Origin of the sequence: Pseudomonas sp. B22129 (genome assembly GCF_044218875.1) — a bacterium.
GTDB lineage: Bacteria > Pseudomonadota > Gammaproteobacteria > Pseudomonadales > Pseudomonadaceae > Aquipseudomonas.
This window is the reverse complement of the sequence record NZ_CP162592.1, coordinates 6326496-6350425: the sequence shown is the minus strand read 5'-3', so window position 1 is coordinate 6350425 and position 23930 is coordinate 6326496. Positions and strand designations below refer to the sequence as shown.

Sequence of the window (23930 nt, the reverse complement as noted above, 5' to 3'; positions counted from 1 at the left end):
CGGCACTGGCCAGTATTCTTTCCGGAGAGCGGATGATCCGACCCTCGGCGTTGCTTATGTTGTGCCTGACGTTATTGCTGCCCATGGCGGCGGTCGCACGTCTGGACGGGCCGCTGGAAGTGACCAAGCCCGGTAAAGTGCGCGATTTGGCGCAAATTCGCTCAAGTCGCACTCTGCGTGTGTTGGTCAACCAGAGCCGAAACAGTTCCGGTGAAGTCCAGGGCCAGGCCATTGGTATTGAATACCATCGCCTGCGTGCCTTTGAGCAGTACCTGAACGGCCACGCCCGTGATGGTGAGGAAATCAGCCTCAAGATCATTCCCAAGGCCAAAGACCAGCTACTTGGCGCGCTGGCCCGTGGGGAAGGCGACCTGGTAGCCCCAGGTGAATTGCTGGATGTGAAAGCCGCGCACAAGATCAGCACCAGCGACCCGATTGCCAGCGACGTGCCGTTGTGGCTGGTGGGCGTGAAGGGTGAGCGGCGCTTTACCCGGCTGGAGCAACTGTCCGGGCGCACCCTGGCGCTGACCACTGGCAGTGCGGCGGCTGATGCGATCAGCCAGGTCAACCAACAGTTGGCCTTGCACAAGCGGCCACCAGTAAAAGTGGAGTGGGTCGACCCGACCCTGGCCGTGGAAGATGTTCTGGAGATGGTCCAGGCCGGGATCTTCCACCTGACCATCGTCGAAAAACCCATCGCCGAACGCTGGTCGAAAATCTTGCCCAAGCTGCGTTTTGACAGGCAGGTGGCAATCAGCGAGCCGGGTGATGAATACTGGTTCGTGCGCCAGGATGCCTCGATGCTGCGCGCCAGTATTGATCGATTCCTCAAGACCTATCGAACGCCCTCCGACCAGGATGTGGCCTTTCAACGCATCTATCGTCGCCTCTACCAAGTGCGTAATCCTCTGGCCCGCGCCGACCGCCAGCGCCTCGAAAAGCTGCGCCCGGTGCTGCAAAAGCATGCCCGCGAGCAGGGTATGGATTGGTTGAACCTCGCCGCGCTGGCGTTTAAGGAGTCTGCGCTGGACCCCGGCGCGCGCAACAGCGGTGGCCCGACCGGCCTGATGCAGATCACGCCGTCCGCAGCGCAGCGGGTGGGTGTGAACAATATCGAGAACCTTGACAGCAATGTGCAGGCGGGCGCCCGCTATCTGGCGATGATCCGTCGCAAATTTTTCTCCAGCCCAAAATTGAACGAGCGTGAGCGCATGGCCTTTGTGCTGGCGGCGTACAACATGGGGCCGGAGCGGGTGCAGGGCATGCGTGCGGAGGCCCGTCGCCGGGGGTTGAACCCGAATCAATGGTTTTTCCAGGTTGAACGCATTGCAATGGAGCAAGTGGGAATGGGCGGCGTCAGCTATGTGAATAGCGTCAACAAATACTATTTGGCGTTTGATCGGGAAAGGGAGTCCCTTGAGCCGCCAGCGGCGAAAATTGCCTCACGGAAATAATCGAAAATATAGATATTTATTCGGCATTTTTTACGCTTTTATCATTGTTTAATCCGATTAATATAGCGGCCAACCCACCCCTACTTTGAAAAGGATTATCACCATGAGCCCACTGATCAACCGCGTCCTGTCCACCCGTGCCGGATATGGCCTGACTGTCCTGCGTATTTTTGTCGGCATCATCTTCGCGGCCCACGGTTCGCAAAAACTCTTCGGCTGGTTTGGCGGCGGCGGCTTGGCAGGCACCGCGCAATGGATGGAAAGCATCGGCCTGGCGCCGGGCACCCTGATGGCAGTGTTGTCGGGAGGCACTGAGTTTTTCGCAGGCCTGGCCTTGATCATCGGCCTGTTGGCGCGCCCTGCAGCGCTGGGTCTGGCCTTTTTGTCGCTGGTTGCAATCTTTTCGGTGCATATCCATAACGGGCTGTTCATGGCCAACAACGGTTATGAGTTCGCACTGGCCTTGCTTGGGGGGGCATTGGCGGTGTTGTTCGAAGGTGCTGGCAAGCTGTCCGTCGACCGTGCCATCGCTCACTGAATATTGCGCAAAGTCTTTACGCAACACCTGAAAAGGCCCGCCGTGAGCGGGCCTTTTCGTTGCTCGTGATTCTTGACACGGCACCATCGGCTTCTCTAGGATGCCTCTCATGCGCCGATTTAAACAGCTAATTGCGGGGCGCCACAGGGACTCGAAGCAGCCCGACAGAAACACGCACTTGCCAGTGCAGGTTTCGAAATTCCGCTAAAGCGCTGGTTCGGTGTTGCCTCTCACCTGCCCGCAGACTTTTGAGGCAGAGACACGACACGATGAATGCACTACGCCCCCTCATACGCCTGGCCCCGATCACTGCGGACCTGACTCAACGCAATCCGAAAATCCTTCTGGGCGGCAAGCATCAGCCGACGCTGTTGCGTTACCTCGATGGATGGCCACGCCGCACAGGGCGACCTTCGGCATTCCTCATCCAGTTTGTTGAGGATGGCGATTCCTTGGCTCGTTTTGCCAATAACAGCTTTGACCTTGCGGTCATCCAGGCACCCAGTGCCGACAACGCTGAAGAAGTCATACGCCAACTCACGCGCATCGCCCGGCAAGGGTTGATTGCCCGTCGTTGAGCGATCAATGAAATGCGCTGGCAAATGCTGCTCGGCGCCGTCGCTGGTTCAGAAACAGTCTCCAGGCAATCAGGCATAACAGCAGTGGTACCGGGAGTGTCATCAGCAGTTTCAGGTTGCGCTCTGCGCGATGCACTTGCGCAAAAGCCTCGACCTTCAACGCCTGCAACTCCATGGGGAGCCGCAGGCGTTCTTTGTTGAGCGCTTGCAACTGCGTGCTGGTATCAACAGTCTGGGTGACAACGCCAGTGTTCCTTGGGGGTAACCGCTGCCATTCCTGTTCCGTCTGCTGAAGCTGTCGCTGCCTTTCACCGGCTTTTTGCGCGTAGGCCTGTGCCGCTGCCTCGCGCATTTGTTCCAGCGGGTGTAGAGATTGGTCGGTTATCGGGAGGGCGCGCACGTTCGCAAGCACCTCCGGTGCCGCCAGATTATCCAGCGTATTCAAGACAAACAGCGCGTTGTCGTTGGGCGCAGAACGGATGACCGCATCTGCGAGCAAATCAGTGTCGGCAACCACTACGACCTGGATATTTGCGGCTTTCTGCAAGCCAGGCGGTTGCCCCGGGATGCCACCGGGAAATGCTGAGTACGCGGGCCCTTCGAGGCGAGCGGCTATCAGATACGGTTGTGCAGGCGCTGAGACCTCTTTGATGAGTGAATCAACTGCAGTTGCTGATGCAAATTGCCCGGCGTCCAGCAACGCGGATTGCTTGGAGCTAAACAACAGGGGGGTCAACACAGTACGGCTTTTCCTGATGCGTGAAAGCGCGCCACTGCTCGATACGAGCACCGAGTTGAGCGCCCAGGTGCTGATATCGTTTGCTGCCATCGCCTGGCGCGGCAAATTCAGCCTGGCTGGGTGCACGACTGCTGGCTTGCCAGGGCCGAATGAAGCGGACGTTGCGTAAAGGCTGTCGACCAGCAGTTGGTCATTCGGCATCTGTATCCCCCAAGCAGTCAACAGACCATCAAGCTTTGAGTCCATTGGCCCGGTGTTGGCTGCCATCTCGCTCATTGGGTCGATGAAGACCATTAACTTGGCCCCCCTCAATACAAACTGTTCGATCGCATACAAGGCCCGCTCGGGCAACGCGTGTGGATGCACGACCATTAGCGTGCCTATCGACCCAGGAATCTGTTCGATATCCGGTTTCAGGTCTACAACGTTAAAGTGCTGATGCAATTGCTCCAGCAACAGGCTTGCAGGTTTATCCAGGGCCAGCCCGGATAACAAGCCGACAGTGGGGGCCTGAGGATGTACCAACTTGTAGATCAGATGGCTGATTTGATACTCAAGTACGTCCTCCTGCTCAGGGTTGAAGACGTCAATGCGCTGTGTGACCTGGCCCGCGCGGGTACCAATCAAGCCAAGGAAACCTTGCTTGTCATCAAGGCCGAATAACCCGGCCTTGTAGGCGTCCTCTGAAAATGGAGCAGGATCGACTATATGCAGGTTAATCATGCCTTTGGCCGCTTTCTCATACTCCTTGAGCATGTCCTCTACGTGCTCGCCATAGCGTTTCATCGCCTGGCTTCTTTTGGGGCTATTGCGTGAATTGAAGTAATACAGGTCCAGCGGGCCGTCCATGACCTTCAGCAATTGCCGCGCCGGTAGCGATAGGGTGTACTTTTTATGCGCTGAAAAGTCCCAGCGAACATCGGGAAGGCTGTTGATCCAGACCAGATTAAATGCCAGGAAAAGCAGCGACATGACGATAAGCGTCATACCGGTGAGTAAAGTGGAGCGCATACGACGCTTTCCTTCTCAACTGGACTTGTGGTTGAGCGTGACGATCGTTGCACTGAGAAACGCGAGGATCATGCTCGTGAAATACAAACTGTCACGAAGTGTCAGTTTTCCATTGTCGATACTGCCGAAGCGAGAGAGCGGATTGAGCGAAATCAAACTGTCGATGATCCAAATGGGTGCCTGGTGATCAAGAGCATCCAGTATCGAAGCAAGTCCGCTGATGGTGAGTAATAAACCCGATGTCAGCAAGAAAATGGCAACGCGTTGGCGCGTGACCACGCTAATAAAACAACCGACGGACACATAACTGCCCGCCAACAACCAACTTCCAAAATATTGCGAGGCGATAACGATATTGTCGGCGGTACCCAGGTAGTTGGCGACAATGACAACTGGGAACATCAACGTTAATGCAATTCCACACACAGTCCAAGCCGCCAGGAATTTTCCGATCACGATTTCGGCAGCGGTGATCGGCAGTGTTTTCATGAGGTCGCGCAGGCTTGTGTTTTGTTCGTCTGACCACAGGTGTGTGGAGAGTGTGGGTATCAGCAACAAATACAGCCAGGGATGTAATTCAAAGAAGATATGCATGTCACTGTTACTGCGCTCCATCCATTGGTTTGTATAGAGCCCCAGCGCAGTGCACAGAAAAAGGAAGACAGCAACACTCACGTAGGTGCCCGGTGCACAGGCATAACTGGCAAGTTGACGTTTGAAAATGATAGGCAGCCGTTTCAAATCGACACCTCTTGGCTCAGATGGCGAACGACTTCGTCCAGGCGGCCCGATTCCAGGCTCATGGAGGTTATGTTCCAGCCGCGGTGGGTGATGAGTGCGTTTACATGGGGATAAATGGAGTGCCCCGGCATGGCGAGCACGGTCACCGTGCCGGGCGCATGCCGGTCCTCTTCTATGCCTGCAACGCCGGGCAATACAGCAAGCGCCAGCAGGTCCAGTGGGGTGCTTGCAGCGAGGGTAACGGCCTGGAAGTGCCGAGAGTTGCGCTGTAATTCAGACATCGGAGTATCAGAGACCAGCGCACCACTTGCGATGACCAGTGCTCGCGTGCAAAGGCTGGAGAGCTCGTCGGCATGACGCGAGGCAATGATGACAGTCATCTCTTCGGCCAAGGATTGAATCATTGTTCTGAACTTGCGTCGCTTATCAGGCGGCAGGCCTTCAGTCGGCTCGTCCAGCAATAGCAGATCCGGTGTATGCAGGATGGCCTGAGCGATGGCTACTTTGCGCTTCATGCTGATGGGGAGTGCATCGATTGGAGCATTCAACGCAGGCAACAACTCCAGGCGATTCGCTGCCCGATCGACACGACGGCGCTTTTCTGCCCCGCTGAACCCCCGGATGGCGGCAATGTAGTCCAGGGTGTTTTTGACAGACATCAAGTGATGATTGAGGCCGTCTTGAAGCTGGTATCCCAGTGCTTTTCTTGCTTGAGCCGGGTGGGACTGGGTATTGATTCCCTGGATATTGATCTGTCCTGCGGAAGGTTTTGCCAGTCCCGAAATCAGATTCAGCAGCGTTGTTTTGCCGGCGCCGCTCTCTCCGAAGAGGCTGATGCACTCCTGCTGTTGAACGGAAAATGAAAGGTTGGCGATCAGGCTTTTCTTGCCCAGTGTTTTTGTCAGGCCGCTTACTTCGAGCATTTTTTTACCGGGTGAATTTGGCAAGGTGTAGGAAACATGCTCGCGTTGAACGGATGAGCTTTAAAAAGCCTACTTTTAATAACGGCTTTTGGGAACGTAGGGACACGTTTAACAGAAAAGTCCTACGCCCAAACGGATAACTTGCTGAAACAATTGCGCTGTTTCGAGGCTTATAGATAGTCGGATGTTTATCCGACGGTTATGTAAGGTTTGCTCTTTTGTAATGAGGCCCGATTACCATGATGCTTCTACGTACTCTTGTTCTTGAACACAGCGGGCAGGATGCGCCGGTCAATGGTGCACTCCTCTGTGGGTTTGCTGTCGCTCAAACCGCGTCCAACTTTCTGGTTTACAGCCTGGATGAAGAAACCGAACCCGGTAACTCCAGGGTTTATATCGCTGCCATGCGTAAAAAACTCGATCGGTATTTTTTAGGGGGGGTCGAGTCCAAGGATGATCTGCAAGTGGCCATGCAGGTCTTCAAGCAAATTCTGACAATGGCTGCAGCTTCCGGCACGAAGGCCGAGGTGGTTGCAGAGCGTTCGATTCCCTTTCATTTCGTTGAATTGAAAGGCTGCAAGTTACCGCCGGCCAGGCCTGAGGATCACCACTCAGTGATTATCAAGAAGGCCCTGGTGATGAAGGTGATTACCCTGGGTATGACTGCTCCCGCGTCGCCGGCAATCGAAAGCGCTGCGTTGATCGTGCCGTCCATTCGCTTCTCCTCGCAAACGGTGGTGCCGACCAGACCCGCGAGCCTGCCTCAGCCAACTCAGCAACCCGAATATGAGGAGCCTGCCGATAAGGAACCGATGGACTCAGTGGTCGCGGCCCTTGAGCAAGAGCCGCCTGAGCAAGAGCCGGTTGAAGTCAACACTCCACCGGCTCAGGTTGAGCGCAGCGGGCCCCCGTCGCCGAAACAGATTGCCCCGATGGAACAGGCCTCATTGCTGGAGGTAGACAGCACACTCACCAATCTTGCAAAGGTTGCTCAGGAGCTTACGCAACAAAAACGTGCGCTCATCGAGCGAGAACAAGAGCTTGAGCAGTGGCAGGCTCGCCTGCAGCAGGCGCAAAGCGAACTGGATGAGAAGAGTTTTGAGTTCGAGAGACGCGATGCGCAATTGCGGGACCAGAAACTGGAAGCTGGGCAAAAGGCCGAGAAGCTGGCGCTGGCGATGTCAAACCTGACCGTCATGCGCCAGCGTTTGCGAGGCTCGCTTCTTGAGCTGGACCAGGCACTGGATGTTCAGGGTTGAAGAGAGGCGCTGTGTGGTCTGGCTACTTTTGCGGGTTCATTTATCATCACCCCTGCCAGCCGACGCCAAGGATTGATACCTCAGCGTATCGGCACCATTGGACACTGCCCGGGGATGTGAGCGTTTGAGTACCAAGCTGATTACCAAAGAGGGTCACGAAGCGCTGAAAAAGGAGCTGGATTACTTGTGGCGTGAAAAACGCCCGGACACCACGCGCAAAGTGACTTGGGCGGCTTCCTTGGGTGACCGCAGTGAAAACGCGGATTACCAGTACAACAAGAAACTGTTGCGCGAGATTGATCGCCGGGTGCGCTATTTGCGCAAACGCCTCGAAGACATGCGCGTGGTGGAGTACATGCCGGAGCAGGAGGGCAAAGTGTTCTTCGGCGCCTGGGTCGATATCGAAAATGAACAGGGTGAGACCAAGCGTTTTCGCATCGTGGGGTACGATGAGATTTACGAACGAATGGATTACATCTCTATCGACTCGCCCATGGCCCGGGCGTTGTTGCGCAAGGAAGTCGACGACGAGGCCATCGTGCAGACGCCTGGCGGAGACGTGTGCTGGTGGATCACCCGTATCGAATATGTGAAGTAGGTGATGACGGCCCGCACTCTACGCATAGAGGCGGGCCGTTGGCGTTTCAGCCTTCGCGCAGTACCGTCAACGGGCTGGCGTTCAGTGCACGGCGAGTACCGAATACCCCGGCACCGCCGATCAGCACCGCGCCGATCACGGGTAGCACCAGCAGCCATGGATGAGGGTGCCAGACCAGATCAAACGCGTAGCGGTACAGCACCCCTGTCACCAACTCGGTGCCCAGTGCAGCCAGCAGACCGCTGACGGCACCCAGCAAGCCGAATTCAATGCGCCGGGCCTTGACCAGCAACTTGCGCTCGGCGCCCAGTGCCCGCAGCAGCGCGCCTTGGCGAATCCGCTCATCGAGCGTGGCCTGCAAGCCGGAGAACAGCACGGCCATTCCCGCAGCCAACACAAACAACAGCACGTATTCCACCGCCAGGGTCACTTGGGCAAGGATGCTGCGCAATTGCTCCAGCAAGGCTTCGACTTGCAAGATGGTGACCGCCGGGAAAGCCCGGGACAGGTCGACGATCTGCTGGTCATGCCCAGGTGCCAGATAGAAGCTGGTCAGATAGGTCGCGGGCAGGTCCTTCAGGGTGCCGGGTTGGAAAATCATGAAAAAGTTGGGCTGGAAGTTGTCCCAGTTGATCGTCCGCAGGCTTGTGACCCGGGCCTCGCGGTTTTCACCGCCGACCGTGAACACCAGATGGTCATTGAGTTTTAGCTTGAGGCTTTCGGCCACCTTGGCCTCCACCGACACGCCCGGGATTTCATCGCCTGGTTGCTGCGACCACCAGGAACCAGCGGTCAGGACATTTCCCGGTGGCAGGTCGGCGGCCCAGGTCAGGCTCAAATCGCGTTGTACGGCACGGTCTCCGCTGGAGTCTTTACTGACAATTTCCTGCACGGGCGCACCATTGATGCTGATCAGTCGACCCGGTACCACCGGGTACAAAGGCGCTGCCTGCGCTTGCAACTCCAGAAGCCGGGCTCCAAACGCATCCTTGTCGGCGGGCAGAATGTTCAGGGCGAAATAGTTGGGCGCGTCCTTTGGCAGCTGATTTTGCCAAGTGTCGAGCAACTCGCCGCGCAGCAGGGCGATCAGTCCCATGGACAGCAAGATCAGGCCAAACGCCAGGGACTGCCCGGCCGCCGCCAATGGGTGGCGCAGCAATTGGCCCAGACCCAGACGCCAGGGCAGAGACGCGCGCGCCAATAAACGCCGCAGGCTTTGCAGCAGCAACAACAGCAACCCGCCGAGGATTAGCGCAGCCACCACACCGCCGCCCAGCAACGCGAAGGTCAGGATTAGATCCAGGCTCAGACGCCACATGATCAGGCCGAGCGCGAACAGCGCTGCACCGTAAACCATCCAGGTGCTGGAAGGGATAGGCAGCAAGTCGCGGCGCAACACCCGCAGCGGTGGCACGCGGCCCAGCGCTGCCAAAGGGGGCAGGGCAAAGCCGGCGAGGGCGACAAGCCCGGTGCCGATGCCTGCAACCGCCGGCAGCAGCCCGCCGGGGGGTACATCGGCCGGCAGCAAATCGTGCAGGAAGTAAAACAGGCCAAACTGCGCCAGCCAGCCGAGCAGGGCGCCAGCCAGGCTCGCCAACAGGCCCAGCACGCTCAGTTGCAGGCTGAACAGCAGCATCGCTTCGCGCCGTGACAGCCCCAGGCAGCGCAATAAGGCACTGGCGTCGAAGCGTCGGCTGGCGAAACGGTTGGCGGACAGTGCCACGGCCACGCCGGCCAGCAACACCGCAACGAGGCTGGCCATGTTCAGGTAGCGCTCGGCCTTGCCCAAGGCACCGCCGATTTGCTGGTTGCCGTCCCGCGAATCCTGCAAGCGCTGGTTGGCGGCAAGGCCGGGTTTGACCAGGTCGCGATAGGTTTGCAGCACGGTCGTGCCTGGTGGCGCGCGCCACAGTTCGCGATAGCTGACGCGGCTGCCGGGCTGGACCACGCCGGTGGCGTCCAGGTCCGCGAGGTTGATCATCACCCGTGGGGTCAGGCTGTAGAAGTTGCCGGCACGATCCGGCTCGTAGGTCAGGATGCGTGCCAGGCGCAGTGTCTTCATGCCGACATCAATGCTGTCACCGACCTTCAGGTTCAGCGCCGGCAATAGCCGCGCTTCAACCCAGGCCTCGCCGGGCTTGGGGCCGCCGCCTGAGGTTTCAGGGCCGAAAGGCTCGGCAGCGCTTTTCAGTTCTCCGCGCAGCGGATAGTGCTCGTTCACCGCCTTGATGCTGGAAAGCTGAATGCCATTGTCCGTGGCGATCACGCTTGAAAATTCGACAATGCGTGCGTGATCCAGGCCCAGTTCGGTGCCGGATTTTATTTGCTCGGGCCGGGCCGGTGAGCTGCCTTCGAGCACCAGGTCGGCGCCGAGAAATTCGGTGGCACGCAACAGCATGGCGCCATTGAGGCGCGCGCCGAAGTAACCAATCGCTGTGCTGGCGGCCACGGCCACCACCAGGGCGAAGAACAACACGCGCAATTCGCCGGCGCGGGCATCGCGCAGCAATTGACGCATGGCAAGGCTGAACAGGCGCAATAGCGGCAAACGTGCCATCAAGGCTCCAGGGGCGCGACCATCAGGCCGGCTTCAAGGCGGATCAGGCGTCGGCAACGGTGGGCCAGGCGCTCGTCGTGGGTGACCAGCACCAGGGTCGTGCCGCTTTCTTTGTTGAGTTCAAACAGCAGGTCGCTGATGCGCTCGCCAGTGTGGCTGTCGAGGTTGCCGGTGGGTTCATCGGCAAACAGCACGTCCGGTTCGGCGGCGAATGCCCGGGCAATGGCGACGCGTTGTTGCTCGCCGCCGGAGAGCTGGCGCGGCGAATGGGTCAGACGCTGGCCCAGGCCTACACGTTCCAGCAGGTGCCTGGCGCGTTCGCGGGCGTCTTTGCGGCCGTCCAGCTCCAGCGGCAGCATGACGTTTTCCAGGGCATTGAGGCTGTCGAGCAACTGGAAAGATTGAAAGACAAAGCCTACATGCTCGGCGCGGATGCGTGCGCGCTGGTCTTCATCAAGGGTGCTGAGGGCCTGGCCGGCGAGGGTGACTTCGCCGCTGCTGGGCAGGTCGAGGCCGGCCAGCAGGCCGAGGAGGGTGGATTTGCCGGAACCGGAGCTGCCGACAATAGCCAGGCTATCGCCCTTGTTCAGTTCCAGGCTCAGTTCGTGCAGGATAGTCAGTTCACCTTCCGCGCTGGGAACCACTTTGCTAAGGTTTCGCGCGGTGAGAATGCTTGCGCCCATGGAGAATCCAATGCGAATGTGGTTTTTGAGTGCTGGCCTGGCCTTGATGTGCATGGCCCAGAACGCAGCGGCGGGTACAGTCCTGATCGTTGGCGATAGTATCAGTGCCGGTTTCGGCCTGGATACCAGCAAAGGGTGGGTAGCGCTCCTGGAACAACGGCTCAAGAAGGAAGGTTTTGACGATAAAGTCGTCAACGCTTCCATCAGTGGCGACACCAGCGCCGGGGGCCTGGCGCGGCTGCCGGCGGCGCTTGCAGAGCATAAACCGGATGTCGTCATCCTTGAGTTGGGGGGCAACGACGGCCTGCGCGGCCAGCCACCGGCTCAATTGCAACAAAATCTTGCTTCGATGATTGATCAGTCCAGGGCGGGCGGCGCCAAGGTATTGCTGTTGGGCATGCAACTGCCGCCCAACTATGGCCCGCGCTACACCACCGCGTTTGCCAAGGTCTATGGCACGCTGGCAGAAGAAAAAAATATCCCGTTGGTACCGTTTTTCCTGGAAGGCATTGGCGGGCATCCGGAGTTGATGCAGGCCGACCAGCTTCACCCGGCGGTCGGTGCCCAGGGCAAGTTGCTGGAAAATGTCTGGCCGACGCTAAAACCGCTGCTATGACGCTTCTCTCGCAGCGGGCTTTCGGCTAAGGTGGCGCCCCCCCGATTTGGAGCCCCCGATGTCGCGTCCTGCCTGGTCCCTGTTTAACTACCAACTGATCGAGCCGGACGAGCAGCTGGATCTGTTCGCCTGCCAGGAAGTCAGGGTGCATCTGGTGGCGCGTCAACTGGAATTGGGCGGCTCGATCGATCGCACGTTGTGCGGCACACTGTTGCCGGCGCAACCACGCTGGTCGTCGGTGGATCGCTCGATCTTCCAGGACCAGCGGCTATGCCCCTTGTGTCGGGCCATTCTCGAATCGCAAAAGCGCGGCACGCCGCCGATCTGGCCGGAGCTGCGCTTCGAGCTGTAAACGCGGGCCGCTTGATGCTTGAAGGGCGCTTCACGTATACAATCAGTTTTTTCCTACCCGTCGTTCTGCGAAGGATTTTCCGGATGTTGTCGCGCCTCTCCGTCGTCACCTGCTGCCTGTCTTTCGCTGCCCTCTGCGCGGCCGGTTCGGCGTCAGCCTTGCAGTTGCCCTTGCCGCCTCCCGGTGAAGACATTGTCGGTCAGGTCCAGGTGATCAAGGCCAAGTACGAAGACACCTTTGCCGACCTGGGCACTACCTATGACCTGGGCTATTCGGAAATGGTCGCGGCCAACCCCGGCGTCGATGCCTGGTTGCCCGGCGCCGGTACCGAGATTGTGTTGCCGACGCGTTTCATCCTGCCGCCCGGCCCGCGTGAAGGCATCGTGATCAACCTGGCTGAATACCGCCTCTATTACTATCCGAAGGGGCAGAACGTCGTCTATACGTTCCCTTTGGGGATTGGCCGTGAGGGCTGGGGCTCACCGATTGCGCACACCACCATCACCGGCAAGATCCCCAACCCGACATGGACGCCACCCGCCTCGATCAAAGCTGAACACGCCGCCAATGGTGACCCCTTGCCCAACGTGGTACCGGCTGGTCCGGATAACCCGCTCGGGCCGTTCAAGTTCACCCTCGGCACGCCGGGTTACCTGATTCATGGTTCCAACATGAAATTTGGTATCGGCACGCGTACAAGCCACGGCTGCTTCCGCATGTTCAACAACAATGTGCTGGAAATGGCCGACATGGTGCCTGTGGGGACCTCGGTGCGCATTCTTAACGATGCCTACAAGTTCGGCAGCAGCGGCGGCAAGGTTTACCTCGAAGCGCACACACCGCTCAACGACGATGGCACGCCGTCGGTGGTCGACAAGCACACAGCGGTGATCAACGCCTTGCTCAAGCGTGAAGACCTGGCTAATAACCTGCGAGTGAATTGGGATCAGGTGCGTGACGTGGTTGCAGCTGAAGATGGCCTGCCGACCGAGATTGGCGTTCCGGGTGGTAATGCGCCGGTGGCGTCCAGCACGCCGGTTGATCTGCAGCAATAAGCTACCCGATCAAGAGCCCGCTCCGGCCTGGTGCTGCGGCGGGCTTTTTATTGCCCGGATTCAGGATATCGCAGGCAATAAAAAAGCCGACCCAAGAATGGATCGGCTTGATAACAACCCCGAGGGATTATTACTTGCGGCTTGCTTTTTCAAGCATACGCAGAGCGCGCTCGTTAGCTTCGTCAGCAGTCTGTTGTGCTTTTTGAGCAGCAGCCAGAGCTTCATCAGCTTTACGGTAGGCTTCGTCTGCACGAGCCTGGGAGCGAGCTGCTGCGTCTTCAGTTGCAGTCAGACGAGCTTCGGTTTCTTTGGAGACGCTGCTGCAACCGGTAGCCAGAACTGCGGCCAGAGCCAGAGCAGAGAATTTCAGAACGTTGTTCATCGTGTTCCCCTTCAAGGACTTTCTATTAAATGGCTACTTTCTCAGAGTGAGCTGATAGCCGGCGTACATACTACTCATTACTTGTAGTAAGTAAACTGACGTAGCGCAAGAAGCAAAAAAAATTCTTGTGCCGAATCTATTTTGGCTAATCTTTTGGAGGTTTGTATAAAAACTGTTCAGATTTTTTCATTTTTTCGGGAACTGGATCCAAGCTGAAAGGTCCGGCCCGCATGTGCCGGGGCGGGTAATCAGGTGAAAATTTATATATCGACGATGACACTTTTCTAACACCTGCCTTTACCACCTCCGGCATCTTTCGCGCATGTAGAGGTGACTTTAAGAGCGGCAGTTCGTCTCAAGCTTCAACTGCCGGCAATGTTCAGGCTATCGATCTCAGGTTGATCGAAGCCCTTTCTGTAACCTCCAGCGGCAGGGGATGACGAGCGCGTCTTGAGCTATTGCAGCATTGGTGCTTACTATTCCCTACGTGCTGGTTGTGAGCGCTATGGGTTTTCTCGTTGTCGAAACCGGCACGGGGTGGCGTAGATGTTCCTTCGCCGGAAAAACATCGGTAAGGTAGGGGTCGAAATTCAAGACCCGCGAGGAGTAGTGATGAGCGAGGCGTTGTCCATCCACCATGACCAGGCAGGTCATCAGTTCGAGACCAATGTGGACGGTCATCGTGCCTACCTGACCTACATGGACCTCGGGAAGCAGACCCTGGATATCTATCGCACCTTCGTGCCCAACGCACTGCGTGGGCGTGGCATCGCTGCCGCGTTGACCGAAGAGGCCTTGAAGTTCGCAGAAGAGTCCGGCTACACCGTGATCCCTTCGTGCTCCTATGTGGAGCGCTACATGGAGCGTCACCAGCGCCATGCCGCGAAGCTGTAAGCATTAAACAGCCGCACACAAAAACGCCGGGCTTGGCCCGGCGTTTTTGTGTGCGCTTGATTCACATGCAGCTGCGGGCTCAGGTGCGCTTGCGTTTAGGCAATACGTCCTTGAGCTTGGCGTGCATGCTGCGCAGGGTGGTCTCGGTGGCGGACCAGTCGATGCAGGCATCGGTGATCGACACACCATATTGCAGGTCGGCGAGATCCTTTGGAATGGCCTGACAGCCCCAGTTCAGATGACTTTCGACCATCAGGCCGATGATCGACTGGTTGCCTTCCAAAATCTGGTTGGCCACGTTCTCCATCACCAGCGGCTGCAAGGCCGGGTCTTTGTTGGAGTTGGCGTGGCTGCAGTCGACCATGATGTTCGGCTTGATCTTGGCTTTGTTCAGTGCCTGTTCGCACAGCGCAACGCTGACCGAGTCATAGTTGGGCTTGCCGTTACCGCCGCGCAATACCACGTGGCCGTAGGCGTTGCCCTTGGTGGTGACGATGGACACGCCACCTTCCTGGTTGATCCCCAGGAAGCGGTGCGGGCTCGACACCGATTGCAGTGCGTTGATCGCAACCGTCAGGCCGCCATCGGTGCCGTTCTTGAAGCCTACTGCCGAAGACAGGCCGGAGGCCATTTCGCGGTGGGTCTGCGATTCGGTGGTACGCGCGCCGATGGCCGACCAGCTGATCAGGTCCTGCAGGTATTGCGGGGAGATCGGGTCGAGCGCTTCGGTGGCGGTAGGCAGGCCCATTTCGGCCAGGTCCAGCAACAACTGGCGACCAATGTGCAGACCGTCCTGGATCTTGAAGGAGTCATCCAGGTACGGGTCGTTGATCAAGCCTTTCCAGCCGACAGTGGTACGCGGTTTTTCGAAATAGACGCGCATCACCAGGTACAGGGTGTCGGACACTTCGGCGGCCAGCACTTTCAGGCGCTCGGCGTATTCGTGGGCGGCCTTGAGGTCGTGGATCGAGCACGGGCCGATCACTACGAAGAGGCGGTGGTCGGTGCCGTCGAGGATGTCACGGATGACTTCGCGGCCCTTGGTGACGGTCTGCAGGGCAGCGTCGCTCAGGGGGATTTCGCGTTTGAGCTGATCGGGCGTGATCAGGGTCTCGTTGGATTCGACGTTAAGGTCGTTGATCGGTAAATCAGCCATCGTGTTACTCGTCAGGGTCACGGGTGCCGGCCGCCAGCCATCCCCGTGCGGCGGAGCACAGCATGATTTGAATGCAGGGGGGAGGAACCTTAGCGCGTAACACGGGCCCGCGACAATGGGCAAAGCCGGGTTTAATCCAGCACCGGCTGCACAAACGTCTCATGGGCGAACTCGCCGGCATGGCGCGAGACCCACTCGCGGGCCAGGGTTTCAAGTTGAGCAGGCGTAGGTTCAGTATGCTCGTGCAAGCGGCAGTAGCGTTCGATCTGGCACACTTGCTCGCCCATTCGCGCACCGAACAAGGCGTGCTCATCGGTAAACGAGATACCGATGCGGTAGCCGTTGTCTACCTTGCGGCACCAGGCGACATAGCCCGGATAGCGGGCGCTGACGCCCAGGGACGGAATGCGCAAGTCCACCGCAGTGCCCTGGCGCCAGGCGCGCGGGCAATTGCAGGCGACGCCGCCCAGGCCGATAGTGTGCAGGCGTTGGCGGGGAATGGCAGGAGCGGGGCGTTGGATTAACTCGACAGCGACATCATCAGGGTGAGGTAAAAAACGACCCATGTACACGGACTCCGAGCACCGTCCAGTTGACGGCGGTGGCAGCAGTATAGTGAAGGAACTGGAATTGACCGACCTGGATATTGACCAGCAATTGCTGGGATTGCCAGGTATTTCGCTCCTGGTGTTTACAAGCGTAGGCTGTTCGAGTTGCCGGTGGGCACGCCAGCAGTTGCCAGGCTGGCGTTTGCCGGTGGACCGTGTGTGCTGGGTGGATGCCGGGCACAACGGCGGAGCCGTCGAGCGCTACGAGATCTTTCATTTGCCCGCGTTGTTCGTGGTGTGCGAGGGTCAATTCTTTGGGCAACTACAGACACGTCTTACGCTTGCTGACCTGACCCACGCCGTGAATCAAGCCCTTACCCGCACACCAGAGGATTTGCCATGACCGCAGTTGCATCCCAGTCGCCACGCATTGGCATCATCGGCACCGGCGCCATCGGTGGGTTCTACGGCGTGATGCTGGCGCGTGCCGGGTTCGACGTGCATTTCCTGCTGCGCAGTGAATACGCAGCGGTCAGCGAACAGGGCCTGCACCTCAACAGTAGGTTGCACGGCAAATTACACCTGCATCCTGTGCAAGCCTATGCCCGTGCCGCCGACATGCCGCGGTGCGATTGGCTGCTGGTGGGCACCAAGTCCACCGGTAACGTGGACCTCGCCCCAACCATCGCCCAGGTCGCCGCGCCGGATGCCAAAGTCGTGCTGCTGCAAAACGGTCTTGACGTTGAAGACAGCCTGCGTGAACACCTGCCGTCCTCGCTGCATCTGCTGGGCGGTCTGTGCTATATCGGCGTGCATCGCTCCGCGCCGGGTGTTGTCGAGCATCAGGCACTCGGCCGGGTCAATTTGGGCTACCACAGTGGCACTGCAGCCGACGATGAGGCGCGCCAGAAAGCCATCGTCGAAGAAGGCGCCGCACTGTTTCACAAGGCTGGTATCGATTCCCAGGCCATGGCCAATGTGCATCAGGCGCGCTGGCACAAGCTGGTGTGGAACGTGCCCTACAACGGCCTTTCGGTATTGCTCGGTACCGGTACCACGGCAATGATGGCCGATGAATCGAGCCGTGAGTTGATCCAGGCACTGATGGCCGAAGTGGTAAAAGGCGCCCATGCCTGCGGTCATGAAATTCCCGCCAGTTACGCCGGGCAGATGTTCACCATGACCGAAACCATGGACGACTACCTGCCCAGCATGTATCACGACCACGTGCATAAACGCCCGCTGGAACTGGCGGCCATCTATGCCCGGCCGCTCGCGGCGGCCAAAGCGGCGGGTTGTGAATTGCCGCGCATGCAGGCGCTGTATCAGGCGTTGAGCTTTATTGATCGGCACAATCGTTGATTGTTGCGGGCCCGGGGGGAAACACCATGGCGAAGGGATTGGGCGACAAGCTGGTGCTGGCGATTTCGTCGCGGGCGCTGTTTGACTTGAGTGACAGCCACAAGGTCTACGAGGCCGAGGGTGTTGAGGCCTACCGCAAGTACCAGATCGAACACGAGGAAGAAACCCTCGAGCCCGGCGATGCCTTCCCGCTGGTGAAGAAACTGCTGAGCCTCAACGCCAGCCTGGGGCGTGCGCGTGTTGAAGTGGTGCTGGTGTCACGCAACAGCGCCGATACCGGCTTGCGTGTGTTCAATTCCATCCAGCATTACGGCCTGGATATTTCCCGCGCTGCGTTCGTGGGCGGGCGCAGCCCTTATCCTTACCTGGCCGCGTTCGGTTGCCATCTGTTTCTTTCCACCCATGCTGAAGACGTGCGCAGTGCACTCGACGCCGGCTTTGCAGCGGCGACGATTTTATCGGGCGGAGCGCGACGGGCGTCGAGTGAGGAACTGAGGATTGCCTTCGACGGCGATGCGGTGTTGTTTTCCGATGAGTCGGAGCGTGTTTATCAAGCGGGTGGTCTGGCGGCGTTTCAGGCCAGCGAGCGGGAGTCGGCGCGTGAGCCTTTGCACGGTGGGCCATTCAAAGGTTTCCTGGCGGCGCTTAACCTGTTGCAACGTGAGTTCGCAGACGACGCCTGCCCGATTCGCACGGCGCTGGTCACTGCGCGCTCGGCACCGTCCCACGAGCGTGTGATTCGTACCTTGCGCGAATGGGATATTCGCCTCGACGAATCGCTGTTTCTCGGTGGCCTGGAAAAAGCCGCGTTTCTGGAAGCCTTCGCTGCCGATGTATTTTTCGATGACCAGGCGGGTCATTGTGAGAAAGCCAGGGAAGTGGTCGCCACCGGGCATGTGCCTCATGGCATCAGCAACGAGTTGAAAATCCAGACCGAGAGCTGAGCCGAACTTTCCAAGGCACTGCTAAGCTCATTCAATCTCCGCCATCCTGGCTGCCCAGGAGGTTCTATGATCCGTTCGATGCTGTACGCCACGGACCTTGGTCTGTATGCGCCTTATGTGATGCAACATGCGCTGGCACTGGCCCGAACGTTCAAGGCGGATTTGTATGTGATACATGTGGTGGAGCCGATCGGGCTGTTCGCCGAATCGGTGTTGCAGAGCTACCTTGATGAAAAGGCCTTGAGTGAGTGGCAGAGCCAGGGGCTGACCACCGTGATGGCGACGATTGAGCAACGCGTGCTGGACAGTTTTCGCGAGGAGTTGGGGGAAGGGGAGCAGGACTTGCAGTTGATTCGCTCGGTGCGGGTGATCCAGGGGGACCCGTGCGAGGTGATTCTCGACCAGCTGCGTAAACTTTCCGTCGACCTGTTGATCGTAGGTAGTCATAGCCATGCAACCGCAGCGGCCACACCGCTCGGACGCACCGCTGCACGGGTGTTGCAACTGTCTACGGTGCCGGTTTATCTGGTGCCCTCCTTACAGCGGCGACGCAGCGATGACATATGATGGTAGAAAACGATAAAAAGTTCTAGATTTATCCGTCTTACCTTTAATATAGTTATATACCGTCGCTGATACCCGTGGCGTCTATCTGCTTTGAGGGACACATATGAAGCTTCAACAACTGCGCTACATCTGGGAAGTGGCGCACCACGACCTCAACGTTTCCGCTACTGCTCAAAGCCTTTACACCTCGCAACCCGGTATCAGCAAGCAGATCCGCCTGCTCGAAGACGAGCTGGGTGTGGAAGTGTTCGCGCGCAGCGGCAAGCACCTGACCCGTGTCACTCCGGCCGGTGAGCGCATCATCACCACCGCCGGCGAAATCCTGCGCAAAGTTGAAAGCATCAAGCAGATCGCCCAGGAATTCTCCAACGAGAAGAAGGGCACCCTGTCGATCGCGACCACCCATACCCAGGCGCGTTATGCGCTGCCGCCGGTGATCCGCGACTTCATCAAGCAATACCCTGACGTGGCGCTGCACATGCACCAGGGTTCGCCGATGCAGATCGCCGAGATGGCCGCAGACGGTACCGTCGATTTTGCCATCGCTACCGAAGCCCTGGAGTTGTTCGGTGACTTGGTGATGATGCCGTGCTACCGCTGGAACCGTTGCGTGGTCGTGCCTCAAGGCCACCCGCTGGCCAAGCTGCCGAAGCTGACTCTGGAAGCCCTGGCTGAATACCCGATCGTGACTTACGTATTCGGTTTCACCGGCCGCTCCAAGCTCGACGAAGCCTTCAGCCACCGTGGCCTGACGCCAAAAGTGGTGTTCACCGCCGCCGACGCCGACGTGATCAAGACTTACGTGCGCCTGGGCCTGGGCGTGGGCATCGTTGCCAAGATGGCAGTGGATACGGCGCTGGACAAAGACCTGGTGGTGCTCGATGCCAGCGAGCTGTTCGAGTCCAGCGTGACCAAGATCGGCTTCCGTCGCGGCACTTTCCTGCGTGGCTTCATGTGCGATTTCATCGAAAAATTCGCGCCGCACCTGACCCGCGAAGTCATGGCCAAGGCGATCCAGTGTCATAACAAGCAGGAACTGGAAGAGCTGTTCGATGGCGTAGAACTGCCCGTCCACTGACACCGTAAAATGTGGCGAGGGAGCAAGCTCCCTCGCCACAAAAGCGCCTCGGCTATTTAGCCTCGGTAACCGTGAAGTGTTGCCGGGCGCCGGCCACCCGAATCTCCACCTCATCACCTTCAAACTTGCCCAGCAGGCTTTTGCCCAGCGGTGAGCGCGGGGTGATGACGGTCACTGGTTGCCCCACCACGTCGACTTTCAAGCCCGCCGCATCCGGCGCCAGAAACAGCCACTGTTGGCGACCGTTCTCGTCTTCCAGCCCCAGCAATGCGCCCACCTCTATACCTCGCTGGTCATCGTAGGGCCGCAGTTGCATGTTCTGGCAAAGCGTCAGCGCCTGCTTGATTTCTTCAACGCGTTTGGCTTGCCCGGCCGCCAGATAAGAAGCCTCCAGCCCCAACGTGTCGTATTTGTTTTCCGCGATGTTTTCTTCGTGGGTCGCGGTTTCGTAGGCGGTCTGGGCAGCACGTTGGGCGATGTCCAGGTCGACGCTCAGTTTTTCCAGGACCAAGTGGTGGACGGCGTGTTTATTCATGGTCATCAATCACAGAATTGCAGGACATTGGCCCGGGTCTTTTCGTTGGGCGCGTTCTGGTCCTGTTGCAACCAGAACTGGCATTTGGGGTTGGACAGGTTGCGCGCATTGTTTCGAGCCTGATCCAGAGCTTGCTGTTGCTCCTGTTTGCGCAGGTTGTCGGTGTACTGCTCGAACATCCGGTTCGGCGGCTCTGGTGCAACGGCGGCCGGTTTGCCCAGTTGCTGAACGGCCTGCGCGACAGGTGCCAGGCTTTGCGGGAACAGGTAGCGTGAGGCCAGCCACGTGGTCAGCACAATGGCGATAAACCCCAGCCAGAGGCCGAACGCAATGGCAAGACACAGTTTGAACAGCGACAGCGGACGGTCAGACATAGTGGCCTCCTGGCAGGCATTTGCAGCGTGGCGGCGATTGTCGCACAGCCGCTGTAGAGAATAATCGCGATCAAGCCTTCTGCATCGGCGCATTTATGCGGACAATCGAGCCTTTGAGTGTTGGAGCCCGCAATGAAAGCCCGCTGGGATATTTTTTGCAGCGTCGTCGATAACTTTGGCGACATCGGCGTGACCTGGCGCCTGGCCCGGCAATTGGTGGTGGACCACGGGTGTGACGTGCGTTTGTGGGTCGATGACCTGCGAGCGTTCGAGCGCATGTGCCCCGAGATTGATGTGCAACGGGATCAGCAATGGCAAGAGGGCGTTGAAGTGCGCCACTGGCCGGCCGAATGGTCTGAAACCCGATCCGCCGATGTGGTGATTGCCGCATTCGCCTGCCAGTTGCCGCCTGATTACATGGAGGCTATGGCCGCGCGCGAAGGCACGCCGTTATGGATGAACCTGGATTACCTCAGCGCCGAAGAGTGGGTGGTGGGTTGCCATCGCCTGCCTTCGGTGAAGTTCAAGGGGGTGCAAAAGTACTTCTTCTTCCCTGGTTTTCGTGCGGGAACCGGCGGTTTGTTGCGCGAGACAGGTTTACTGGAGCAGCGTCAGGCATTTCAGCAGGATGGCAGTGCGCAACAGGAATTCCTGCAAGACCTTGGGGTTTTTCCTGCAGCGGGTTCGCGCTTGATGTCGTTGTTTGCCTACGAAAACGCCGGCCTCGCCAGTTGGCTGGATGCGCTGGCGACGGACGGGCGTGCCACGCATTTGCTGGTACCGGAAGGGCGGGTACTCGGCGACGTTCAGCGCTGGCTGGGTGTGGAAGGGCTGGTGGCGGGTGACGTCCATCAGCGTGATGCGCTGGTCGTGCAGGTCATTGCGTTCGTGCGCCAGGAAGAATATGACCGTCTGCTGTGGTGCTGCGAATTCAACGCCGTGCGCGGCGAAGACTCTTTCGTACGTGCCCAATGGGCCGGGCGGCCGTTGCTGTGGCACATCTATCGCCAGGACGAAGACATCCACCTGGACAAGCTCGATGCGTTCCTGGCGTTGTACACCGCTGCCTTATCGCCGGGTGCAAGGGCCGCGCTGATCGCCCTTTGGCAAGCCTGGAACACGGAGGGCGACATGGCTCAGCCGTGGAAAATGCTGTTGGAACACTGGCCTGAGGTCAGCCGGCACGCGCAGGCGTGGTCTCTGGAACAAGGCTTGCAGGCCGATCTTGCGACGGCGCTGGTACAGTTTTATGAAAGTTGGATATGATACGCCACCTTGATTTTTGTAAATCCCATCCAAATTTCGGATATATGCAATGAAAACTGGTAAAGAACTGAAACCCGGTACAGTGATCCGTCTCGAAAACGACCCTTGGCTGGTTCAGAAAGCTGAGTTCACCAAGTCTGGTCGTAACAGCGCAATCATGAAGACCAAGCTGAAGAACCTGCTGACCGGTTACAAGACCGAGATCGTTTACAGCGCCGACGACAAACTGGACGACGTGATCCTGGACCGCAAAGAAGCGACCCTGTCCTTCATCAGCGGCGACACCTACACGTTCATGGACACCACCGACTACACCATGTACGAGCTGAACGCTGAAGATATCGAAGCCGTTCTGCCGTTCATCGAAGAAGGCATGGAAGACGTCTGCGAAGCTATCTTCTTCGAAGAGCGCCTGGTTTCCGTAGAGCTGCCGACCACCATCGTGCGTAAAGTGGCCTACACCGAAGGTTCCGCTCGCGGCGACACGTCGGGCAAGGTGATGAAGCCTGCCAAGCTGAGCAACGGTACCGAACTGCAAGTAGCCGATTTCATCGAAATCGACGACCTGATCGAGATCGACACCCGCGAAGGTGGTTCGTACAAAGGTCGCGCCAAGAAGTAATTCTGGCCAAACCGTACGAATGAAAAAGCCCGACCATGCGTCGGGCTTTTTTATGGGCGCTGCGTTTTATTTCAAGTGTTGTTTGAGTTCTTGTGACGCTTGCAGCAGGGCTGAACGTACCTCGGGCACCTGGCTGACGACGTTGAGCAAACCGTAGTCGTGGATCATGCCGTTGTAGCGCACGGCGGTCACCGGTACACCGGCGGCATCCAGCTTGCGGGCATACGCCTCGCCTTCGTCACGCAGCACGTCGGCGCCGGCGGTCTGGACCAGCGCAGGCGGCAAGCCTTTCAACTGGTCAGTGGTCGCGCGCAGCGGCGAAGCGTAGACCTCGGCGCGTTGGTTGGCGTTGGTGGTGTAGTTGTCCCAGAACCACTTCATCATGTTTCTAGTGAGGAAGTGACCTTCGGCAAACTGGTTGTAGGACCCCGTATCGAAGTTGGCGTCAGTCACCGGCCACAACAGCAGCTGGAATTTGATCGCCGGCGTGCCTTTGTCCTTGGCCATCAGGCTGACCACGGCCGCCATATTGCCACCGACACTGTTGCCCGCCACTGCCAGGCGCTTGCCATCCACGTTGATTTCTTTGCCATGCTCGGCCACCCATCGGGTGGCGCCGTAAGCCTGGTTGATCGCCACCGGGTAATGCGCTTCGGGTGATGGCGTGTAGTTGACGAACACTGCGGCCGCACCCGAACCCACGACCAGGTCCCGCACCAGGCGTTCGTGGGTCGGGTAATCCCCCAGCACCCAGCCGCCACCGTGGAAGAACATGAACACCGGCAATGTGCCCTTGACCCCGGCCGGACGCACGATGGTCAGGTCCAGCGGCTTGCCATCCACTTGAATGGTCTTCTGGCTCACATCCGCCGCAGGCAAGGTCAGCTTCACGCCGGCCTGTGCCCCCGTCAAAACCGCGCGGGCGTCTTTTGGCGTCAGTTGTTCCATCGGCTTGCCGGTTCCGGCGTTCAACACGTCCAGAAAGGCCTGGGTGTTGTGCTCTACGTCACCGTTTGCCGCGAAGGCCTGGGTGATGGACAGGGCGAGCAGGGTGCCGGTGAGCGCTTTACCAATTGTGTTCATTTTCTTCTCCTGGGG

The 23930-nt window shown here is 58.6% G+C and carries 27 protein-coding genes; 16 read left to right on the top strand and 11 right to left on the bottom strand.

Annotated features, from left to right (window positions below; all coding sequences use genetic code 11):
* Positions 1 to 32: 32 nt before the first annotated feature.
* The 3 genes from AB4P94_RS28890 to AB4P94_RS28880 all read left to right on the top strand — a co-directional run bounded on the left by AB4P94_RS28890 (position 33) and on the right by AB4P94_RS28880 (position 2570).
* Positions 33 to 1454, top strand: a complete 1422-nt coding sequence (locus AB4P94_RS28890) for a transglycosylase SLT domain-containing protein (protein ID WP_395608494.1) — start codon at positions 33 to 35, stop codon at positions 1452 to 1454.
* Positions 1455 to 1557: 103 nt separating this feature from the next.
* Complete coding sequence (locus AB4P94_RS28885; protein WP_395608493.1) at positions 1558 to 1992, top strand: DoxX family protein; 435 nt, start codon at positions 1558 to 1560, stop codon at positions 1990 to 1992.
* A gap of 269 nt (positions 1993 to 2261) precedes the next feature.
* Positions 2262 to 2570 carry a class I SAM-dependent methyltransferase gene (locus AB4P94_RS28880; protein ID WP_395608492.1) on the top strand — a complete coding sequence of 103 codons (309 nt, stop codon included), beginning with the start codon at positions 2262 to 2264 and terminating at the stop codon, positions 2568 to 2570.
* A gap of 4 nt (positions 2571 to 2574) precedes the next feature.
* Here the strand turns inward: AB4P94_RS28880 and AB4P94_RS28875 are convergent, their stop codons facing one another.
* From AB4P94_RS28875 to AB4P94_RS28865, 3 genes are read right to left on the bottom strand one after another with little or no spacing between them, the layout of a single operon-like run.
* Positions 2575 to 4320, bottom strand: a complete 1746-nt coding sequence (locus AB4P94_RS28875) for a Gldg family protein (protein WP_395608491.1) — start codon at positions 4318 to 4320, stop codon at positions 2575 to 2577.
* Positions 4321 to 4335: 15 nt separating this feature from the next.
* Positions 4336 to 5061 carry an ABC-2 transporter permease gene (locus AB4P94_RS28870; RefSeq protein WP_395608490.1) on the bottom strand — a complete coding sequence of 242 codons (726 nt, stop codon included), beginning with the start codon at positions 5059 to 5061 and terminating at the stop codon, positions 4336 to 4338.
* Positions 5058 to 5984 carry an ABC transporter ATP-binding protein gene (locus tag AB4P94_RS28865; protein ID WP_395608489.1) on the bottom strand — a complete coding sequence of 309 codons (927 nt, stop codon included), beginning with the start codon at positions 5982 to 5984 and terminating at the stop codon, positions 5058 to 5060. Before AB4P94_RS28865 ends, AB4P94_RS28870 begins: the two co-directional genes overlap by 4 nt.
* A gap of 239 nt (positions 5985 to 6223) precedes the next feature.
* Between AB4P94_RS28865 and AB4P94_RS28860 the strand changes: the two genes are divergently transcribed.
* A complete protein-coding gene (locus AB4P94_RS28860) occupies positions 6224 to 7243 on the top strand; it encodes a hypothetical protein (RefSeq protein WP_395608488.1) in 1020 nt (339 codons plus the stop codon).
* A gap of 124 nt (positions 7244 to 7367) precedes the next feature.
* The gene (gene greB, locus AB4P94_RS28855; RefSeq protein ID WP_395608487.1) at positions 7368 to 7841 is read left to right on the top strand and encodes a transcription elongation factor GreB; all 474 of its coding nucleotides are present in this window, start codon (positions 7368 to 7370) and stop codon (positions 7839 to 7841) included.
* Positions 7842 to 7887: 46 nt separating this feature from the next.
* On the opposite strand, the gene AB4P94_RS28850 is transcribed toward greB, so the two are convergent.
* Both AB4P94_RS28850 and AB4P94_RS28845 read right to left on the bottom strand, forming a co-directional pair.
* The gene (locus AB4P94_RS28850; RefSeq protein WP_395608486.1) at positions 7888 to 10398 is read right to left on the bottom strand and encodes an ABC transporter permease; all 2511 of its coding nucleotides are present in this window, start codon (positions 10396 to 10398) and stop codon (positions 7888 to 7890) included.
* Positions 10398 to 11081: an ABC transporter ATP-binding protein gene (locus tag AB4P94_RS28845; RefSeq protein ID WP_005786391.1), complete on the bottom strand. Its 684-nt coding sequence runs from the start codon at positions 11079 to 11081 to the stop codon at positions 10398 to 10400. The genes AB4P94_RS28850 and AB4P94_RS28845 overlap by 1 nt, the downstream gene beginning before the upstream one ends.
* Positions 11082 to 11091: 10 nt before the next feature.
* Between AB4P94_RS28845 and AB4P94_RS28840 the strand changes: the two genes are divergently transcribed.
* The 3 genes from AB4P94_RS28840 (at position 11092) to AB4P94_RS28830 (ending at position 13104) form a co-directional block, all read left to right on the top strand.
* Positions 11092 to 11697 (top strand): arylesterase, encoded by a 606-nt coding sequence (locus tag AB4P94_RS28840; RefSeq protein ID WP_395608485.1) that lies wholly within the window; start codon positions 11092 to 11094, stop codon positions 11695 to 11697.
* 58 nt (positions 11698 to 11755) lie between these two features.
* On the top strand, positions 11756 to 12049 hold the full coding sequence (locus AB4P94_RS28835) for a hypothetical protein (RefSeq protein WP_016972348.1): 294 nt from the start codon (positions 11756 to 11758) through the stop codon (positions 12047 to 12049).
* 83 nt (positions 12050 to 12132) lie between these two features.
* Entirely contained in the window at positions 12133 to 13104 is a 972-nt protein-coding gene (locus AB4P94_RS28830; RefSeq protein ID WP_395608484.1) for a L,D-transpeptidase family protein, read from the top strand.
* A 130-nt stretch (positions 13105 to 13234) separates the two neighbouring features.
* Here the strand turns inward: AB4P94_RS28830 and oprI are convergent, their stop codons facing one another.
* Positions 13235 to 13486 (bottom strand): outer membrane lipoprotei OprI, encoded by a 252-nt coding sequence (oprI, locus tag AB4P94_RS28825; protein WP_003172710.1) that lies wholly within the window; start codon positions 13484 to 13486, stop codon positions 13235 to 13237.
* A gap of 612 nt (positions 13487 to 14098) precedes the next feature.
* On the opposite strand from oprI, the gene AB4P94_RS28820 reads away from it, so the two are divergent.
* Positions 14099 to 14380, top strand: a complete 282-nt coding sequence (locus tag AB4P94_RS28820; protein ID WP_003233387.1) for a GNAT family N-acetyltransferase — start codon at positions 14099 to 14101, stop codon at positions 14378 to 14380.
* A 79-nt stretch (positions 14381 to 14459) separates the two neighbouring features.
* On the opposite strand, the gene AB4P94_RS28815 is transcribed toward AB4P94_RS28820, so the two are convergent.
* Together AB4P94_RS28815 and AB4P94_RS28810 are read right to left on the bottom strand one after the other, a co-directional pair.
* Positions 14460 to 15536, bottom strand: a complete 1077-nt coding sequence (locus AB4P94_RS28815) for a 3-deoxy-7-phosphoheptulonate synthase (RefSeq protein WP_060753323.1) — start codon at positions 15534 to 15536, stop codon at positions 14460 to 14462.
* A gap of 131 nt (positions 15537 to 15667) precedes the next feature.
* Positions 15668 to 16102 carry a PilZ domain-containing protein gene (locus AB4P94_RS28810; RefSeq protein ID WP_395608483.1) on the bottom strand — a complete coding sequence of 145 codons (435 nt, stop codon included), beginning with the start codon at positions 16100 to 16102 and terminating at the stop codon, positions 15668 to 15670.
* On the opposite strand from AB4P94_RS28810, the gene AB4P94_RS28805 reads away from it, so the two are divergent.
* The 5 genes from AB4P94_RS28805 (at position 16101) to cysB (ending at position 20035) form a co-directional block, all read left to right on the top strand.
* Positions 16101 to 16487 carry a thioredoxin gene (locus AB4P94_RS28805; protein ID WP_395608482.1) on the top strand — a complete coding sequence of 129 codons (387 nt, stop codon included), beginning with the start codon at positions 16101 to 16103 and terminating at the stop codon, positions 16485 to 16487. The genes AB4P94_RS28810 and AB4P94_RS28805 overlap by 2 nt on opposite strands.
* Positions 16484 to 17446 (top strand): putative 2-dehydropantoate 2-reductase, encoded by a 963-nt coding sequence (locus tag AB4P94_RS28800; protein ID WP_395608481.1) that lies wholly within the window; start codon positions 16484 to 16486, stop codon positions 17444 to 17446. The genes AB4P94_RS28805 and AB4P94_RS28800 overlap by 4 nt, the downstream gene beginning before the upstream one ends.
* A gap of 26 nt (positions 17447 to 17472) precedes the next feature.
* On the top strand, positions 17473 to 18390 hold the full coding sequence (locus AB4P94_RS28795; protein ID WP_395608480.1) for a 5'-nucleotidase: 918 nt from the start codon (positions 17473 to 17475) through the stop codon (positions 18388 to 18390).
* A 66-nt stretch (positions 18391 to 18456) separates the two neighbouring features.
* Complete coding sequence (locus tag AB4P94_RS28790) at positions 18457 to 18957, top strand: universal stress protein (RefSeq protein ID WP_395608479.1); 501 nt, start codon at positions 18457 to 18459, stop codon at positions 18955 to 18957.
* Positions 18958 to 19060: 103 nt separating this feature from the next.
* The gene (cysB, locus tag AB4P94_RS28785; protein WP_012722988.1) at positions 19061 to 20035 is read left to right on the top strand and encodes an HTH-type transcriptional regulator CysB; all 975 of its coding nucleotides are present in this window, start codon (positions 19061 to 19063) and stop codon (positions 20033 to 20035) included.
* A 52-nt stretch (positions 20036 to 20087) separates the two neighbouring features.
* Here the strand turns inward: cysB and AB4P94_RS28780 are convergent, their stop codons facing one another.
* Positions 20088 to 20570, bottom strand: coding sequence for a GreA/GreB family elongation factor (locus AB4P94_RS28780; protein WP_395608478.1), 483 nt, complete (start codon positions 20568 to 20570; stop codon positions 20088 to 20090).
* Between the two features lie 5 nt (positions 20571 to 20575).
* Positions 20576 to 20944 (bottom strand): hypothetical protein, encoded by a 369-nt coding sequence (locus AB4P94_RS28775; RefSeq protein ID WP_395608477.1) that lies wholly within the window; start codon positions 20942 to 20944, stop codon positions 20576 to 20578.
* Between the two features lie 132 nt (positions 20945 to 21076).
* On the opposite strand from AB4P94_RS28775, the gene earP reads away from it, so the two are divergent.
* Complete coding sequence (gene earP / locus AB4P94_RS28770; RefSeq protein ID WP_395608476.1) at positions 21077 to 22210, top strand: elongation factor P maturation arginine rhamnosyltransferase EarP; 1134 nt, start codon at positions 21077 to 21079, stop codon at positions 22208 to 22210.
* 49 nt (positions 22211 to 22259) lie between these two features.
* Complete coding sequence (locus AB4P94_RS28765; protein ID WP_003172723.1) at positions 22260 to 22832, top strand: elongation factor P; 573 nt, start codon at positions 22260 to 22262, stop codon at positions 22830 to 22832.
* A gap of 66 nt (positions 22833 to 22898) precedes the next feature.
* Here AB4P94_RS28765 and AB4P94_RS28760 read toward each other — a convergent pair whose 3' ends face one another.
* Positions 22899 to 23915 (bottom strand): alpha/beta hydrolase fold domain-containing protein, encoded by a 1017-nt coding sequence (locus tag AB4P94_RS28760; protein WP_395608475.1) that lies wholly within the window; start codon positions 23913 to 23915, stop codon positions 22899 to 22901.
* Positions 23916 to 23930: the final 15 nt, after the last annotated feature.